Genomic DNA, 14,663 nt, shown 5'->3' on the forward strand with positions numbered 1-14,663 from the left:
GCGCACTTTTGCCGTGCGCGCCTTGGCACCGGAGACCTCAATGACCTGGAAGACCCTTCAATCAGCGTTGGCGGCGCACGGCTATATTGCATCTGACGACCTCGCCGTCGCCTTGCACCTCGCGCTCACTTTGGAGCGGCCTTTGCTGCTCGAAGGCGCAGCAGGTGTCGGAAAGACAGAGGTCGCCCGGACTCTGAGCATGGCGCAGAAAACGAAGCTGATCCGGCTTCAATGTTACGAGGGGCTAGACGCCTCACAGGCGATTTACGAATGGAACTACCAACGCCAGCTTCTCACCATCCGGTCGGCGGCTGAGGATGGGGAGACTGGAAAATCAGTGGAAGATCGCATCTTTTCGCGTGATTTCCTCCTTGAGCGTCCTCTCCTCGCGGCCATCACCCAAGAGACCCCCCCGGTCCTCCTGATCGACGAGATCGACCGGGCAGATGAAGAGTTTGAGGCCTATCTTTTGGAAGTGCTGTCCGACTATCAGGTCTCCGTACCAGAACTTGGCACGATTGCGGCAACCTCCAAACCCATTGTCATTCTGACATCCAATGGCACCCGCGACCTCTCCGACGCGCTCCGTCGCCGCTGCCTTTACACCTTTGTCGAATATCCAGATCGCACGACAGAGCTTGCGATTTTGAGGGCCCGCTGCCCGGAGGTTGAGGCGCGTCTGGCTGATCAGATCATCGGTTTTGTCCAGAAGCTACGCGAAGAGGAACTCGAAAAGACACCCGGCATCGCCGAGATGCTCGACTTCGCTGCCGCTCTTATCGGGCTAGGCATCGCAGATCTTACGGACGACCCAGCCGTTCTGCATTCTACGCTAACGACACTTATCAAGACACAGAGCGATCAGGCCCAGATCACCGCCGAAGTTGCTGCCCGTATCGCGGGGAAAGCTGCATGAGCCGCGTCACCCGCTTTGCCGCTCGCGATCCTGGGCCTGCGGCGCGATTGGTCGGGTTCATCGCGCACCTTCGCGAGAATGGCCTGCGTCTGGGCGTGGCCGAAGCGGACCTGAGCCTCAGCGCCTTGACCCACGTCAACGCCGCCAAACCCGATGAATGCCGCCGCGTGCTGCGCGCGATCTGCACCGGGTGCAAGGAAGACGCGGAACGGTTCGATGCGCTCTTTGACAGCTTCTGGATGGATGCCGGGCGGGTAAAACAGCGCATCGTGCCCAAGACCCAAGCGACACTGCATGACGACGTCCATAGCTCGCGCGACGGCACCGGCGAAGACGCCAACGCCAGCGGTACGTCCACCGCGCCCGACACCGGCGATGGCGAGGCGGACAGCGACGGCACAGGCAAGCTCATCGCGACAGAGCAACGCAACCTGAGCCGGCGCGATCTGCGCGATTTGGTGCGGGCGGACGAGATCGCCGAGGCCGAGGCGGTAGCCCGCCGCATCGGCGCCGCTCTGCGCGACCGCCGCTCCCACCGCCGCATTGCGGCCAGCAAAGGCGACCGGCTGCACTTTCGCAAAACGATTCGACGCAGCCTTTCAACTGGAGGTGAACCGTTAAGTCTGTTGCGCAAGCACCGGCCCGACCGGGAACGGAAGATCGTCGCGCTTTGCGACGTATCCGGCTCGATGAGCGTTTATGCACAGGTCTTTCTTGCGTTCCTTGCAGGCCTCATGCGGGCGGACAAGAATGCGGATGCCTATCTCTTTCATACGCGCCTTGTACGGATCACAGACGCCCTGCGCGATAAGGATGCGATGCGGGCCATCGGTCGGATGTCACTGATGGCCGATGGGTTTGGCGGCGGGTCCAAGATCGGGCCGTCCCTGCAACGGTTTGCCGACACCTATGCCAAGCGCTTCGTCGATGGGCGCAGCGTCGTGCTTATCCTCTCGGACGGCTGCGATACTGAACCGGCGGAGCACATTTCTAATGCTCTCGCCAAGCTCAGAAAACGCGGCTGCAAAATTATCTGGCTCAACCCGTTGAAAGGCTGGAAAGATTACACACCCGTCGCGGGTGGCATGGCAGCGGCTCTGCCGCACCTCGATCTCTTCAAGGCGGCCAACACGCTGGACGATCTCGCCTCGTTGGAACCGGAGCTGGTGGCGATATGAGCCCGGTCGAAATCCTCGACGCGGATTTGGCAGAAGCCGCGCAAGAGCTGCGATCCCGACAAGAGCCCTTCGCCTTCGCCACGATTGTCCGTACCGCTGGCGCAACTGCCGCAAAGCCGGGCGCCAAGGCACTGCTCGCTGCGGATGGAACCATCCTGCACGGCTGGCTCGGCGGTGGCTGCACGCGCGGGGCAGTCAAACGCGCGGCACTTGAGGCACTGCAAAGTGGCGCGCCGCAACTCATCTCGGTGGCCCCGGAAGACCTGCTCGAAGAAAAGGGCGTTGCTCCCGGGGAAACTGTCGACGGCACAAAATTCGCCCGCAACGGCTGCCCTTCACGGGGCACAGTCGACATCTTCATCGAGCCTTGTGTGCCAATGCCGGAACTTGTGATTTTGGGCGGATCACCGGTTGCACAGGCTCTGAGTGCTTTCGCCCCGCAGTTTCATTGGTCCGTGTCTTCGTCGTTGCCTGACGAAGGCAATCCAGCGCGCCACAAATACGTCGTCGTCGCGACCCAAGGGCAGGGCGATCTCGCTGCTCTGAAGGCGGCGTTGGCGCATTCGCCGACCTACACGGCCTTTGTCGGAAGTGCGCGCAAGTTCGCGACCTTGGCAGAAAGGCTCCATCAGGATGGTGTCGACCCAGCCTTGACGGAGGCCGTCGACGCGCCAGCGGGGTTAGACCTCGGCGCTGTCACACCTGAGGAAATCGCGCTGTCGATCCTTGCCCAACTTGTTCGCGTTCGCCGCAAAGACCTGGTGCCATTAGATGCATAGCATCGCCGCCATCCTCCTGGCCGCTGGCCTGTCCAGCCGCATGGGCCCCCAGAACAAGCTGCTTCTTGATGTCGAGGGCGAGCCTTTGGTGCGTCGAGTTGCGCGGGCTTACTTGAGCGTGCTCGACGGACCCCTCACCGTTGTCACCGGGTTCGAGGCCGAACAGGTGCGCACCGTGCTCAACGACCTGCCAGTGCACTTCGCCCACAACGCAGCGTTTGCCGGCGGTCAGCCCGGTTCCGTTGCAACGGGGCTCAAGCATGCACCAGAGGCTGAACTCCTGGCGGTCGGGCTGGGAGACCAGCCGCTTCTCACTCCGTATGACCTTACAAAACTGATCGCCGCGCAAAGGGCTGGTGACAGCAAGAAAATCACCATCCCCGTCCACGCCGGACAACGGGGCAACCCGATCATCGTGCCCCGCGCTCTGCGCCACAGGCTTACCGAAAACCCCGCGCGTCCGGGATGCATGCGTTTTACCCGCGACCATCCCGAACACGTGCAAGCCGCCGAACTCGACGCACGCGGGTTTTATGCTGACGTCGGATACGCCCGAAGACTTCGCGAGGCTGTTCGAACAAGGCAAAGAGGCCGTTCTATGACCCGCACTCACCTATGGCTGAGACGCCTTCTCCACAAGCTGAAGATGACGCCTGAACAGGCCGACAACATTCGATTTCCCTGTTGCTAACGAAGGATACCAGACACATGGAACTGAACGACGAAATCGTCATCAACGCCCCGCAAGATCGGGTTTATGAGGCGCTGAACGACCCGGAAGTGCTTCAGCAGTGCATTCCGGGCTGTGAAGAGCTGATTAAGCACTCGGATACCGAACTTGAGGCCAAGGTTGTCCTGAAAGTGGGGCCCGTAAAGGCGCGGTTCAGCGGCAACGTTGTGCTCGATCAGACTGGTGCGCCGGATGCATTCTCACTTTCTGGTCAGGGCAATGGCGGCGCTGCGGGACACGCCAAGGGCGCCGCCGACGTTACCCTGACGGCGGACGGGGATCAGACCATACTGCGCTATGAGGCGAAGGCCGAGATTGGCGGCAAGCTCGCGCAGCTTGGGAGCCGATTGATCCAGAGCACGGCAAAAAAGCTGGCCGCCAAGTTCTTCAAGTCTTTTGCCGAAGTCGTTGATGAGAACGTCTCAGCGTGAGCAAATTGCATAACCGCCGAACTGGCTCGAATGGCGTGAGAGGACTTTCCAAAGAGCAAGGGGATGGCTCAGCTCAACCCATTCGAGACACGTAACCCCGGTGACCTGTGAGTACTTTGAGTTAGTGATGGCTATGCTGCGCGATACATGGGAGGTGCGCTTTGGCACCCTCGACTCATCTTATTCCTCCGCGCCTTGCAACGGCAAAAGATGCGTCTTGAGATCAACATGAACCGTGAGAAGCTACTGATGGCGCAACTCCCGCCTCCGCGGCGAGGTTTGAAGAATGTATTGAACTCGCCATGAGATTCCTCTCAAGGCCTTGCGCAGGAGGTTGAGCCGTTTCTTGGCCACAGGTGAAACCGGCTGTTTTTGAGAGGTGACTGTGAGGGAGAGTTTGGACAGATGTCGCATGGCATGGGCCTTCTTATGTGGAACATGCCGGGACCAGTTAATGCCACCTGGATCAGAGAGCGAATGGTTTGTTGGTTTTTTACAGATCAGGGGATGAATGGTTTAGCACAAAGGAAGGATAGAAAATTTTGACCACCTTAAAGTTCGCTGCACCCAAATCGCGGCCCGATGCAGGCTAAGGTTGAGAAATCTGACAAAGTGGATAACCTGGACCAGCATTTTTCGACAACATCATTGGTGGGAGACGGTTTTATGGGAATTCGAGCTCTATTCTGGAATATCGAGAACTTTCGCGGCGACAATGCCGACAGGACACGCGCGGCTGCCGAGCACATTCGTGCTTTTGATCCCCATATCGTGGGTTTTTCAGAGATCGGCAGCAAGCGCGCCATCAGGAATCTCATGATGGAAGAACTAAGTGACTTTGATTTCGGTATAACTGACGGAATTCAAGCAATTGAACTAATGGCAGGCTGGAAACGTGGCTTCTTTGAGCAAGCTTTGTACACACAACGCCGGGAGTTCAAAGCTGGTAGCGATGGACAGCGGCCTGGCGCTTTGCTTAGCGTGAAACATGCTGGCAGCTTTCTGAATTTTCTCTTCCTGCACACGGACAGTGGTCGAGGCAACCGCGACTACGAAAACCGGCGTGAGATGTTCGGCAAAATTTCTAAGCTCCGTCGTGCTTTGAATGACATCGAAGGCGGAACCGCAAAATTCGTCGTTATGGGCGATCTTAATACCATGGGTCGCGACGCGCTTCCCGGAGAAGATGCAATAACAAGCGATGAAGAAATTACAGGCCTGGCAAGGTTTATGGCCCGTGGTGACATGACGCTCTATGAAAAATCGCATCCAACGACTTTCCTTCAATACTTCTCCAATGGCACAGTGGAGTTCAACACTGACTTGGACCATGTGATCGCCAGTGATGTCACGCCATTGGCCGATCTTGGTGGCGGTAAAAAGGTTCGTGTACGCGGCTGGAACGATCTTGCTACAGACAATGATCGTAAAGTTTGGACTGAGACACTGTCTGACCATGCTTCTGTTGAGATCGAAATTGACCTGTGAGGGAGATTGCGCATCGCGCCGAAGATAGGCAGATCAAGCAACAACTTCGGATTCAGTTTCCAACTCTGTCATCACGTCCACAAAGTTCAGCTCCACGTTGATGCGCTCAACCAACTGCTCAAGCTGATCATATGCGCGGTTCAGATTGGCTGCGTAAGGCTGGCGAAAATGCGGGTTCCCAAGGAAAGTTCCCATGATGGTTTTGGTGACGCTCAGCAGCGTTTCCAACACACGACGGGATGGTTGTCGGTTTCGCGTCAACATGCAGGAATAGTATGAGGGTTTCATCCCGAGGATGCGTCTGGAAAACGCGGTTTGGGATTTGGTGATGTTGTTGCGGCGGTAAAGGTGAAACGCATCCCGCAGAATGTGATCACCAGCATATTCGTTGTATCTCATGGGCTTGTCCTTTTGCTGCTGCTATTTATGGGAGCAGCAGACAATGGCGCTGCATTTGCTTGAGCAGCAATCGCTTGCTTGAGTTTGATCAGCGTAGGATTGGTCGGTCTACAAGCACGCTCAACTTCGCGGAGTTTGACCTGATCCACAGGCTTTCCCAGCTTCACCTGTTTGATCTGCTTGTCCATCCACCGCTTGTGCTTCTTGCTTTCACTGGAACTCTGATTGTTGGGCTTTTTCTCGGCTTTGGTGGGTGCACCAACGCGTTTGGCTGGTGTTTCAACAAGGTCCAGTTGCATCTTGTCAATGCGGCTACCAGGGAAGTAACCGGCCAAGGCTTTGGCCACAGTGCTATCAGGCACCACAGCACAAACGGGTTCCGTTGCCTCCAGATTTCGCAAGCTGCTGCGCATGACAGCTTGGTACACATTGGCGTGGAACAAGGCGTCTCTGACTTGTTGAGGCTCTTTGCAAAGGTGATCGAGAAACCCAAGATGCGCCGGTGTTGGATTCAAAGCGGATAGGATCGCCACATTATGGAGGTGTTGGTAGTCATTGAGCCCCCATGGCGCATTATCCAGCTGCTCAGCTTGGGGCCCAAAACAGCGTTTGGCGTCTTCCGCACTGTCTTTGTTCGCAAGAAAAGCAAATTCGTCGTCGCCAAACACTTGGATGCAAGCCTGCTGGAGCACATCAAGGTTTGGCGTATCGACACCGTTGAACTTGCTTGTGGCACCTGCAAAGTTTTTGGACCAGTCGGTCTCAAACACGTACTTGATGGCAAGGCGATGCCCGCAGGTATGCTGGGAATATCGAAGACCCTTGGTGAGCTCCACATGGGGTTGGAACTCGACACCAAGGCCACGCCAAATATGTGACAACAGGGAGATGTCAAAGCCAGCGCCCATGATGATCACATCATCGAAGGCATCGACGATCACTGCACCATTAGCCTCACGCTGAGCGCCTGTGCCGAACACAGATGGTGACAGCAGGGAAAACAGTTCCAGCTGCCGCGACTTTGGATCACCTTGTTGGTTCAGCAACCTCTGCAGCTGATCATTCAATACCCAGCTGTCGTAATTGGGGTGGATCAAACGCTGTGCGTAGGGAGCCAACACTGTGTTGACATCGTCTCGGCTTGGGTTCTCGGCAATCGCCGTCAACGCGGTTTTGCTACCCGTGGCGATTTCCACCCTGCAGTATTTGTCACCGTCTGGAACAAAACTCATATGTTGGGTCAGCAGATGATGGTTCACTGGCAGGTTATTTTTGATTGTTGGATCGACCTGCGGGATTTCATCGCAAATGCAGGTCCACTGATACCGTTTGGGCCAATGCAATAGCTGCAAGAAGGCCACTTCCGTGATCATCAGCAGCTCACCGCGATCCGCTTGTGCATCTTCAAGATGCTGCTGGATCAGCGTGTCAACGGATATTTTGGAGCGCCTCACATGCAGCAGGTCCGAATGGATCGCAGTTATGGGCAGCGGCCAGTTATTCTCGGCTGCGAAAGCCACAGCATCTGCATGGGCCTGATCGATCAACTTGGTTGATTTGAACACCATCACGGTTTTGCGTTGATGGATCATCGCTTCTGTGAGCGACCAACGCAGGGCTCGGTACGTCTTACCGCTGCCCGCGAAGGCATTGACGGTATAAATTGATTTTGGGTGGTTCATCGTTGTTTTCCAATCTCGAATGTCAAAGCTATTTATGGAAAGCCAAGGGATTGGATCGACACATTTAATTTGCGTGGAATGGTTCGGGGCAACCCCGCAGGATTGCCCCTTTGACACATCGAGATTGTTCTTGGACCAACAATCGGAACGAGCTTTCGGCTCACAACTATTTATGCTGGTGACGCGGTGAATTTTGACTTTTAAGCGGTGGTTCCGCAGAATCTGAGGTGCAACTGGCCGTCAAGCTGGTCGAATGTTCGCACCGCAGGTGCAACTTTAATGCTTATATATAAAGTAGTTTTTTTACGCCTTTTGAGTGGAATTTAAAGCCAAACACGCGAAGCAAGAGCTCAAAAGCCAAACCCAGCTGTTTGGCAGAAGAGCGTCAGCGATGACTGCAGCAAACAGCGCAGGTTTGGATCACATCTGTGGCGTCAGCGCAGATGTCTCCGCTGGCTGCAAACTAATGAATAAGCCCCACCGGGCAACACCCGCTTACGCGGCTGTTTACCAAATCCAAGTCACCAACACCTCCGGCTTGCGCCGTCGGCACGGTTCCATGGATTTGTGGTTTCACCTATCAGTCTTTTGGGATGAGCTTCGCTCCAGCAGGTCAAACCCAACAAACTGAAAGCTATAAAGCCCAGTGGGACCGGCAAAATCATTGAGCCCAGTTCCAGCGGCCATGACGGCATGTTGCACCAACGAACTTGAATTTCACATCTATAGCTCAACGAAATCAATGTGTTGTTATTCCAAAATCGGGCACCAGCGACCGGCTGTGCTAAGCCAACACGGATGATTTTCTTCAGAAAAAACCAACCAAAACTTTCGTCACGAAAATTTCTTGGCGTTCTTACCAGCTGTGCACATTAAATTGGTGGCTGACGACGCGACCGGCGGATATCGCGATAATACAGCGTCGCCGGTCTCACTCGGTTCAAGCTGTCCGCATGGGCCAAGTAGATACCAAAATCAAAGTGGTTCCGCCCAGTGTATTCGGGCACCAATGTGCGCCCGTTGTATTGGACCCGCTGGTCACCATCCACAAAAACGCGGACTTCGCCGTCGTCGCCAGTGCTCCATTTGATGAACACCACAAAATGCGCCCAACGGCCCTCGATTTCTCTCAGGTCAATCACTGGGATCAGGTCCGCTGGTTGGCAATCACCATGCCTGTGGCCAGGAATGATCTGGTTGGTCCGCAAGTGCAGCACATGGGACTGCCTGCCGCCCCAAATCCCAAAGTTCAGATGCGGGCACTCACCGTTGTGCCATTGGCCGAGAAGGTAGTAGCTGCGGGTCTGTCTTGGCCCGAAAGGAAATCCATCGGGAAAGCCAATGTCGAACTCATACCAAGCTTGCCGTGGTTGGATGCGTCCAAAGCGAGTACCTCTGTGGTTATTCTCGGAAAGCTCTGAGCGCATGGCGTTGTAGGAGCAATCCCCGCGATCCCGTTGGTTGCCACATTCGCCGGTGCGGATTTGAAATTGATGGACTGGGCCACTGGCTTCACCCGAAAAGGGATCAGTTGAAATCCTGCTGTAACTGTTTGGTAGGTTACGCTGTTTTTCGAAAAATGCGCGGTTCGGGCCGCTTTCCATACTGTTGTAGGTGAACGTACCATGGCGTTCTTGTGCGGCAAGTGTGCCAACGGAACCCAGGATCATCGCTGTGATCAGCAAAAGGCATTTCATTTTTGATTTTCCTACTTGGTTGGCCGGTCACTCCGCCAACGTGATGCCTCTGATTTCGGCTTCCCAGCGTAGGGATGGGTGCAAGGACGCATCCACGTTGTCGAGTTGAAGAACCCGCCAACAATGGCTCCACACTTGGTTCGCCCCAATGATGCGATCCGTCGTCTCGTACCGTGTGGCCACAGGTTCGGAATGATTGGGTTGGAAGCCAGTGATTGCGAACCGCAAGTTGGTGATGGCAGTGTCACCACCATTATGGATTGTCACCCGCACATGGCGGTTTTCGCAGTGATCCGAATATTGAGCGACAACCAGCACATCCGCGCTGTCCTCAGCAAGTTGATCAGCGCCAAATTTGTACAATGCAAAGATCAGAACGGCCCCAACGAACAACCAACGTGGATTGCGCAGACCCGCTCCCAGCAGATTGAAAGCCAGCAGCAGGATCAGCGCAACAACAAGGCCAACGACGATGGCCATTCAGCGGATTTCACCAACGATGGCGACTTTGCCTGCGCCAAACTGGGCCTCCAGCAGCTGTTTGGCGTGGAGCATGTCCCGCGCATCAATGGTTGTCGTGGTAAAGTTGCCATCAGCTGTTCGGATACGGGCTTCATAGGTTTTCATCTGCTGCTCCTTGGTGTTCAAAGACGGATTTGAATTCGATAACCGGCTCTAAGAGCCGACTTTCGCAGCAATAAGCGAAACTCCATTACATGGGCAAGAGCTTTACACGGCTTTATACATCGCGTTATGAGCAAGCAGTTGAAGCAAAACATCGGGTTGCGCGTGAAAGCAACACGGCAACAAAAAGGCCTCACCCAGGCTCAGCTGGCAGAAGCCATAGACAAGGCGTTCGAGACGATTTCCAACATCGAGCGCGGGAAAACTGCGCCCAACTTTTCCACGCTTTATGATATCGCCAACGTGCTGGGGCTGCCCATGCGGGAGTTTTTTGATGTTGATGAAGCCGAACTTTCCGATGCCCGTCAACGACTGCTCGTCCAGCTGAACACCATGATTGCCCAGATGGATGATCGGCAGCTGAACCTACTGCTCAGGGTGGGTCAGGTGCTGCAGGAAGACAGCTAGGATAAACCAACAAGACGGAGCATCATCGGTGCTATTGCGGTGCGCCATCGCGCAAGGGTTGCTACCGAATGTGGTAAGTGGTGGCAACCCAAAACCCATCAGCCAATGTTGCGAGTTACATCTCGAGTATCGTTCTTCGATTCCGAGGAAGTTCCAGCATCAAAAATGTTTGCACAAGGCATTGGTTTTATTTTTTCAGGGTCATCCGTTCGAAATTTCGCTTCTGGAACAAAGCAATACGAACACGAAACGTCACAAATGTCGGCATGGCCTTCTGCGAACGTGCCAAGAGATTTTGGTACAAGTCCATCGCTCTCCTGGCGTGCAAAGCTAGGCACTGTAAGCTGAATAGAGCGTTGAAAAATCGATTTGTCGTCCGCCTGTTGAATCCGTAGCATCTGCACCCGAAACTCACCCAAGCAGCTGTTCAGCCGTTCTATCAGGTCCAACTCAATGCTAGAGCTAACGCTTCTAAGCTCGTTGCCCACCTCTGCCGAGTTGATCTTTCTCTTCGACTGCCCCGCCTCTCGGAGAACTACTTTCTGAGTGGCATAAAGCAGCTCTTGGAACTTAGCTTCTCCCAAGCGTGTGATATAATTGTTAGTTTTTACGAAAAGTTCGCGGACGTCTGCGTTGTATCCCGATAGGCCCACGTAGGATACTTCAACCTCTTCCTTGTGGATATTATCCTTCAGTTCCGCGTATTGACCCACAAGAGAGCGCCACAGTTGATCCCTGACGGCTTCAGCTTCTTTGCCTGAAACCAGTGCTGCGTCAGCATCCACAAACAGTTCTTGTACGCTGTCAAACATATGCACGTATGATCGCGCCAGCCGTTCTGTTTTTGCTGTCACAAGCGCAGCCGCTTCTCGAACAGTTGTCGCGTACTCGCGAAGTCTACGCTGGCGATCTTTGTGCATCGACACAAAGAAACCAATCGCAGCTCCCAAAATTGTTAGCAATGCGAGCGCGTCACCAAGACCAATAATATCTATAACCACGACAGCCTCCATCACATCCAATCGTATTGGAGGTATGAATTTCTCGCAAATTTTCAATAAGAGCCGAACCCGTCTGGACCCGAACAGTCCTCCGAAAGGCTAGAACCACAAAGGAGCCTACTTAAAATCAGGAAGCTGAGTGTTTGCCTTTGCAGTTTCGAGTTTATCGTTCAAGACATGCAGCTTAGCCATCCAGAGGACCGAGGAAACCTCGGCAACCAGTCTCCAATGGAACACCTACCAGTGCCCTAGAAACACCAATGTACTTGATTAAATCAGGTTTTTTCCACCACCCACACAGATGATTTCTTAGGAAAAAGCCCGACCACAACTTTCTTGACGAAAGTTTCTATGAGTTCTTACGGGGTCAGATCACCATTCCTCAGCCAGCATGATGGTCAACACGCGTTTGGTCCTGCTTAGGTCCGTGGGATCGTCGGAACCCATGCTGTAGTCTTGGTCATACGCGTCAATTTTCCAAAAGATTTTCTCGCTGTGGAACTCAAACGCGCCAAAGTCATGCTCAGCGTGTGGGTCGGTGTCGTCAGTGAAATCATCAAACTGGGCAACCCTTTGGATCAGCGTTTCCACGGGGATATCCAACTGGTTCAACAGATGAACCACCCCAGCAGTGACAAACCGTTGTCCTGGCACGCTGGGATCGCCGCTGCGAAAAGCATCGTTCAGATGGGCTATCCGTCGGATCGTCGGTATAACCATCGGGGACCTTCGAACTGTGGGGTCCCAAGTCAATTATGGCGATGCGTGGGGGCAATCTACTGAACAGTGAAGCTTGTCGTCTTACTGCAAGAGCATTGACCGGCAACCTTTAGGTTGCGATGCTTTGAGAAAATGAGTGCTTAGATATGTTGAACAAATTGTTGGAGGCAGCTCTTTCCGTAGCAAAGGACGCTGCCTCAAACCTATTAACAAGCGAGATCGATCGCCTGAATGAGGAAAGAGACCAAAAGATATCTCAAGCTGCTTTGGCCAAGGAAGCGAAAAGAGAGCTTACAAAGATGCTCTTTGAGAGACCTTTTACCGTTGAAACGCGGATAGACGAAGACAATGTCCTAGCAGCAATAATCCGTCATACTGAGTTTTCGAAGTCGTGGTCCGAACGTGTTAAGTTCAAGGACATGGCACGATCTCGTGCGCTAGGCGATATTTATATCGGGCTAGACACACTTCTAGTTCCAATGTCACGCCACGTTGATAACTCTGAGCGATCGAATCGGTTTAAACTCGAAGAACGACTTCTATGCGAGACCGGAAACGTGATCATATTTGGTGTCCCGGGAGCGGGAAAAACCACAAGCTTACGCAGACTGGTCCATCTTTTTCACATCGGTGAGAAGAATTTAATAAGGCAAAGCCTATTCCCACTCGTTGTTCGTTTGAGGGATATTAGGGCTCGTGACAACGCGCCTGACTTGCTTATGAGGCGCATTTCCGAAGATCTGAACTTTGAATTGGCCGTTAAGTTCCCAGATAACAAGGCAGAAGATATTGCGCGCACCTTCGGAGGTGCAATCCTACGTGCAAAGCGAGAGGCATTCGCTGAATTCTTACGTCCGCTAAGACCAATCATTTTCCTTGATGGTTTAGATGAGGTTGGGAACTTAAGAGCGCGCGATGCGATTGTCGACGAAATACGATGGCTCTCAAAGAATGTACCTGAAGCTAAGGTCATAGTCACTTGTAGGACAGGTGAGCTGGAATATCCATTCCCCGACTTCCTTGAATTTGAAATTGCGCCTCTGACTTGGCAGCAGGTCACAGACTTTTCGCGAAAATGGATCGATGACGAGAGCAAGTCCCTCAGTTTCATTGCCGACATAGAAAACAGCCCCTTTTACGACACCGCTATGAAGCCCCTCTCTTTGGCGCATTTATGTGCCCTATATGAAAGGACGGGCAGAATCCCTGACAAACCAAAGTCAGTCTATAAGCGGACCGTAAGGCTCCATATAGAGGAGTGGGATGCTCAAAGGGATATCAGAAGAGAGACGGCCTACGCTGAGTTTGACACGGACCAAAAGTATGATTTTTTGGCCAATCTCGCGTATTATTTTTCAGTCGTCGTGAGACGTTATGTAATGTCCAACGACGACTTACAGCGTGCCTATCGTGCGATCCATCGCAAATTTGGTCTTCCGCCCGAGGAAGTGGAGACAGTTTCACTAGAGTTAGAGAGCCACACTGGCCTCTTTAACAAGATCGGCGCAGATCAGTACGAATTTGCTCATAAGTCACTGCAAGAGTACTTGGCAGCTGAGCACATGATTAAACAAACGCGGCCACCCGAGGACCCGACGGTGCTCCAAGGTTTAGCGGCAGAAATTGCTGTTGCAACTGCCTTGTCTTCAGAATCTGCTGCTTACCTCTCATGCCTAGTAACTGACTGTTTTTGGACTGCAAAGCTTCCTGCCGAGTATTACCGCGCCTTCCTAAGCCGTGTAGCAGCAGAGAAACCAGACTTCGAGAACAAAGAGCTGGCGTTTCTCAGCGTCCTTCTTCTGCAAAGCCTAGACTTTTGTCGCGGCACAATGCCTGCGCGCAAAAGGATGAAAGCCGACCTGGCGAACATTTACGGTGGTAAGCTAGACACCATACAAGAAAGCTCTGTTCTTGACTGCTCTGCTCTAACGAATTTTTTCGACCCAACCGAAGTTTCAAAGTCACTTAAGGGTCTTTACTCGGTAAATCCGCGTTTGTCCCCGTCAAGTACTATCACAGTCATTGAATCCACCGCTGCAAAGCGAAAGTATGGCACACCTTATACGTCAATCCCGTTGCCAACAGCATACTATCAAGCATTGGCGCGAGAACAATGAAACAAACATCAAAATACAAATATTTATATTCTAAATCAGAAGCTTAGTATGGGGAGCACTGCGTCCAAAACACCATAAGCACGGCAAGGAGCGTTGCTAGGCTGCTGTGCTAGAACTGTGCTAGGTGCACGGCGCGGCGCTCATAACGCACTGTGCTAACAGGCATTTTTCAAACTGTGCTAACACTGTGATAGGGTAATTTGCGGGTTTCAGTAATTGCCGCTGCATCGCAGAAATCAAGCAAGTTATTGTTTATGCTTGACTAAAATGGTGCCCGGGGGCGGAATCGAACCACCGACACGAGGATTTTCAATCCACTGCTCTACCCCTGAGCTACCCGGGCACGGGGACCGTTGGTATTCATACCCCCGGTCGGGTAGCAGGCTTTTAGACTTGGTCTGCGGGGGTGTCTAGAGGGAAGTTGGGTGAAACT

At 53.5% G+C, this 14,663-nt stretch carries 15 protein-coding genes and 1 tRNA gene; 8 read left to right on the top strand and 8 right to left on the bottom strand.

Annotated elements, in window-relative coordinates; all coding sequences use genetic code 11:
* Positions 1–40 precede the first annotated feature (40 nt).
* From SLH49_RS05030 to SLH49_RS05055, 6 genes are all read left to right on the top strand, one after another.
* The gene (locus tag SLH49_RS05030) at positions 41–916 is read left to right on the top strand and encodes a MoxR family ATPase (RefSeq protein WP_320268057.1); all 876 of its coding nucleotides are present in this window, start codon (positions 41–43) and stop codon (positions 914–916) included.
* Positions 913–2,094: a vWA domain-containing protein gene (locus tag SLH49_RS05035; protein WP_320268058.1), complete on the top strand. Its 1,182-nt coding sequence runs from the start codon at positions 913–915 to the stop codon at positions 2,092–2,094. The genes SLH49_RS05030 and SLH49_RS05035 overlap by 4 nt, the downstream gene beginning before the upstream one ends.
* Entirely contained in the window at positions 2,091–2,873 is a 783-nt protein-coding gene (locus tag SLH49_RS05040; protein WP_320268059.1) for an XdhC family protein, read from the top strand. The genes SLH49_RS05035 and SLH49_RS05040 overlap by 4 nt, the downstream gene beginning before the upstream one ends.
* Entirely contained in the window at positions 2,866–3,564 is a 699-nt protein-coding gene (locus SLH49_RS05045; protein ID WP_320268060.1) for a nucleotidyltransferase family protein, read from the top strand. Before SLH49_RS05040 ends, SLH49_RS05045 begins: the two co-directional genes overlap by 8 nt.
* A gap of 17 nt (positions 3,565–3,581) precedes the next feature.
* A complete protein-coding gene (locus SLH49_RS05050) occupies positions 3,582–4,034 on the top strand; it encodes a carbon monoxide dehydrogenase subunit G (RefSeq protein WP_320268061.1) in 453 nt (150 codons plus the stop codon).
* 582 nt (positions 4,035–4,616) lie between these two features.
* Entirely contained in the window at positions 4,617–5,522 is a 906-nt protein-coding gene (locus tag SLH49_RS05055) for an endonuclease/exonuclease/phosphatase family protein (protein ID WP_320268062.1), read from the top strand.
* Positions 5,523–5,555: 33 nt separating this feature from the next.
* On the opposite strand, the gene SLH49_RS05060 is transcribed toward SLH49_RS05055, so the two are convergent.
* The 5 genes from SLH49_RS05060 to SLH49_RS05080 all read right to left on the bottom strand — a co-directional run bounded on the left by SLH49_RS05060 (position 5,556) and on the right by SLH49_RS05080 (position 9,927).
* Complete coding sequence (locus tag SLH49_RS05060) at positions 5,556–5,921, bottom strand: hypothetical protein (protein ID WP_320268063.1); 366 nt, start codon at positions 5,919–5,921, stop codon at positions 5,556–5,558.
* Complete coding sequence (locus tag SLH49_RS05065) at positions 5,918–7,603, bottom strand: hypothetical protein (protein ID WP_320268064.1); 1,686 nt, start codon at positions 7,601–7,603, stop codon at positions 5,918–5,920. Before SLH49_RS05065 ends, SLH49_RS05060 begins: the two co-directional genes overlap by 4 nt.
* 872 nt (positions 7,604–8,475) lie before the next feature.
* Positions 8,476–9,300, bottom strand: coding sequence for a heparin lyase I family protein (locus tag SLH49_RS05070; protein ID WP_320268065.1), 825 nt, complete (start codon positions 9,298–9,300; stop codon positions 8,476–8,478).
* Positions 9,301–9,327: 27 nt separating this feature from the next.
* The gene (locus SLH49_RS05075) at positions 9,328–9,780 is read right to left on the bottom strand and encodes a hypothetical protein (RefSeq protein ID WP_320268066.1); all 453 of its coding nucleotides are present in this window, start codon (positions 9,778–9,780) and stop codon (positions 9,328–9,330) included.
* Positions 9,781–9,927, bottom strand: a complete 147-nt coding sequence (locus SLH49_RS05080) for a hypothetical protein (protein ID WP_320268067.1) — start codon at positions 9,925–9,927, stop codon at positions 9,781–9,783.
* 126 nt (positions 9,928–10,053) lie between these two features.
* Between SLH49_RS05080 and SLH49_RS05085 the strand changes: the two genes are divergently transcribed.
* Complete coding sequence (locus tag SLH49_RS05085) at positions 10,054–10,392, top strand: helix-turn-helix transcriptional regulator (protein ID WP_320268068.1); 339 nt, start codon at positions 10,054–10,056, stop codon at positions 10,390–10,392.
* A 98-nt stretch (positions 10,393–10,490) separates the two neighbouring features.
* Here the strand turns inward: SLH49_RS05085 and SLH49_RS05090 are convergent, their stop codons facing one another.
* Both SLH49_RS05090 and SLH49_RS05095 read right to left on the bottom strand, forming a co-directional pair.
* Positions 10,491–11,393 carry a hypothetical protein gene (locus SLH49_RS05090; RefSeq protein ID WP_320268069.1) on the bottom strand — a complete coding sequence of 301 codons (903 nt, stop codon included), beginning with the start codon at positions 11,391–11,393 and terminating at the stop codon, positions 10,491–10,493.
* A 372-nt stretch (positions 11,394–11,765) separates the two neighbouring features.
* Positions 11,766–12,113 carry a DUF3768 domain-containing protein gene (locus SLH49_RS05095; RefSeq protein WP_320268070.1) on the bottom strand — a complete coding sequence of 116 codons (348 nt, stop codon included), beginning with the start codon at positions 12,111–12,113 and terminating at the stop codon, positions 11,766–11,768.
* 146 nt (positions 12,114–12,259) lie between these two features.
* On the opposite strand from SLH49_RS05095, the gene SLH49_RS05100 reads away from it, so the two are divergent.
* Positions 12,260–14,230, top strand: coding sequence for an NACHT domain-containing protein (locus SLH49_RS05100; RefSeq protein WP_320268071.1), 1,971 nt, complete (start codon positions 12,260–12,262; stop codon positions 14,228–14,230).
* A 268-nt stretch (positions 14,231–14,498) separates the two neighbouring features.
* Here SLH49_RS05100 and SLH49_RS05105 read toward each other — a convergent pair.
* A tRNA-Phe gene (locus SLH49_RS05105) sits at positions 14,499–14,573 on the bottom strand.
* Positions 14,574–14,663 lie beyond the last annotated feature (90 nt).

Source organism: Cognatiyoonia sp. IB215446 (assembly GCF_033963825.1).
GTDB lineage: Bacteria > Pseudomonadota > Alphaproteobacteria > Rhodobacterales > Rhodobacteraceae > Yoonia.

Coding starts and splice junctions, on each gene's coding strand:
- SLH49_RS05030 (WP_320268057.1), top strand. CDS start 41: ATGACCTGGAAGACCCTTCAATCAGCGTTGGCGGCGCACGGCTATATT.
- SLH49_RS05035 (WP_320268058.1), top strand. CDS start 913: ATGAGCCGCGTCACCCGCTTTGCCGCTCGCGATCCTGGGCCTGCGGCG.
- SLH49_RS05040 (WP_320268059.1), top strand. CDS start 2,091: ATGAGCCCGGTCGAAATCCTCGACGCGGATTTGGCAGAAGCCGCGCAA.
- SLH49_RS05045 (WP_320268060.1), top strand. CDS start 2,866: ATGCATAGCATCGCCGCCATCCTCCTGGCCGCTGGCCTGTCCAGCCGC.
- SLH49_RS05050 (WP_320268061.1), top strand. CDS start 3,582: ATGGAACTGAACGACGAAATCGTCATCAACGCCCCGCAAGATCGGGTT.
- SLH49_RS05055 (WP_320268062.1), top strand. CDS start 4,617: ATGCAGGCTAAGGTTGAGAAATCTGACAAAGTGGATAACCTGGACCAG.
- SLH49_RS05060 (WP_320268063.1), bottom strand. CDS start 5,921: ATGAGATACAACGAATATGCTGGTGATCACATTCTGCGGGATGCGTTT.
- SLH49_RS05065 (WP_320268064.1), bottom strand. CDS start 7,603: ATGAACCACCCAAAATCAATTTATACCGTCAATGCCTTCGCGGGCAGC.
- SLH49_RS05070 (WP_320268065.1), bottom strand. CDS start 9,300: ATGAAATGCCTTTTGCTGATCACAGCGATGATCCTGGGTTCCGTTGGC.
- SLH49_RS05075 (WP_320268066.1), bottom strand. CDS start 9,780: ATGGCCATCGTCGTTGGCCTTGTTGTTGCGCTGATCCTGCTGCTGGCT.
- SLH49_RS05080 (WP_320268067.1), bottom strand. CDS start 9,927: ATGAAAACCTATGAAGCCCGTATCCGAACAGCTGATGGCAACTTTACC.
- SLH49_RS05085 (WP_320268068.1), top strand. CDS start 10,054: ATGAGCAAGCAGTTGAAGCAAAACATCGGGTTGCGCGTGAAAGCAACA.
- SLH49_RS05095 (WP_320268070.1), bottom strand. CDS start 12,113: ATGGTTATACCGACGATCCGACGGATAGCCCATCTGAACGATGCTTTT.
- SLH49_RS05100 (WP_320268071.1), top strand. CDS start 12,260: ATGTTGAACAAATTGTTGGAGGCAGCTCTTTCCGTAGCAAAGGACGCT.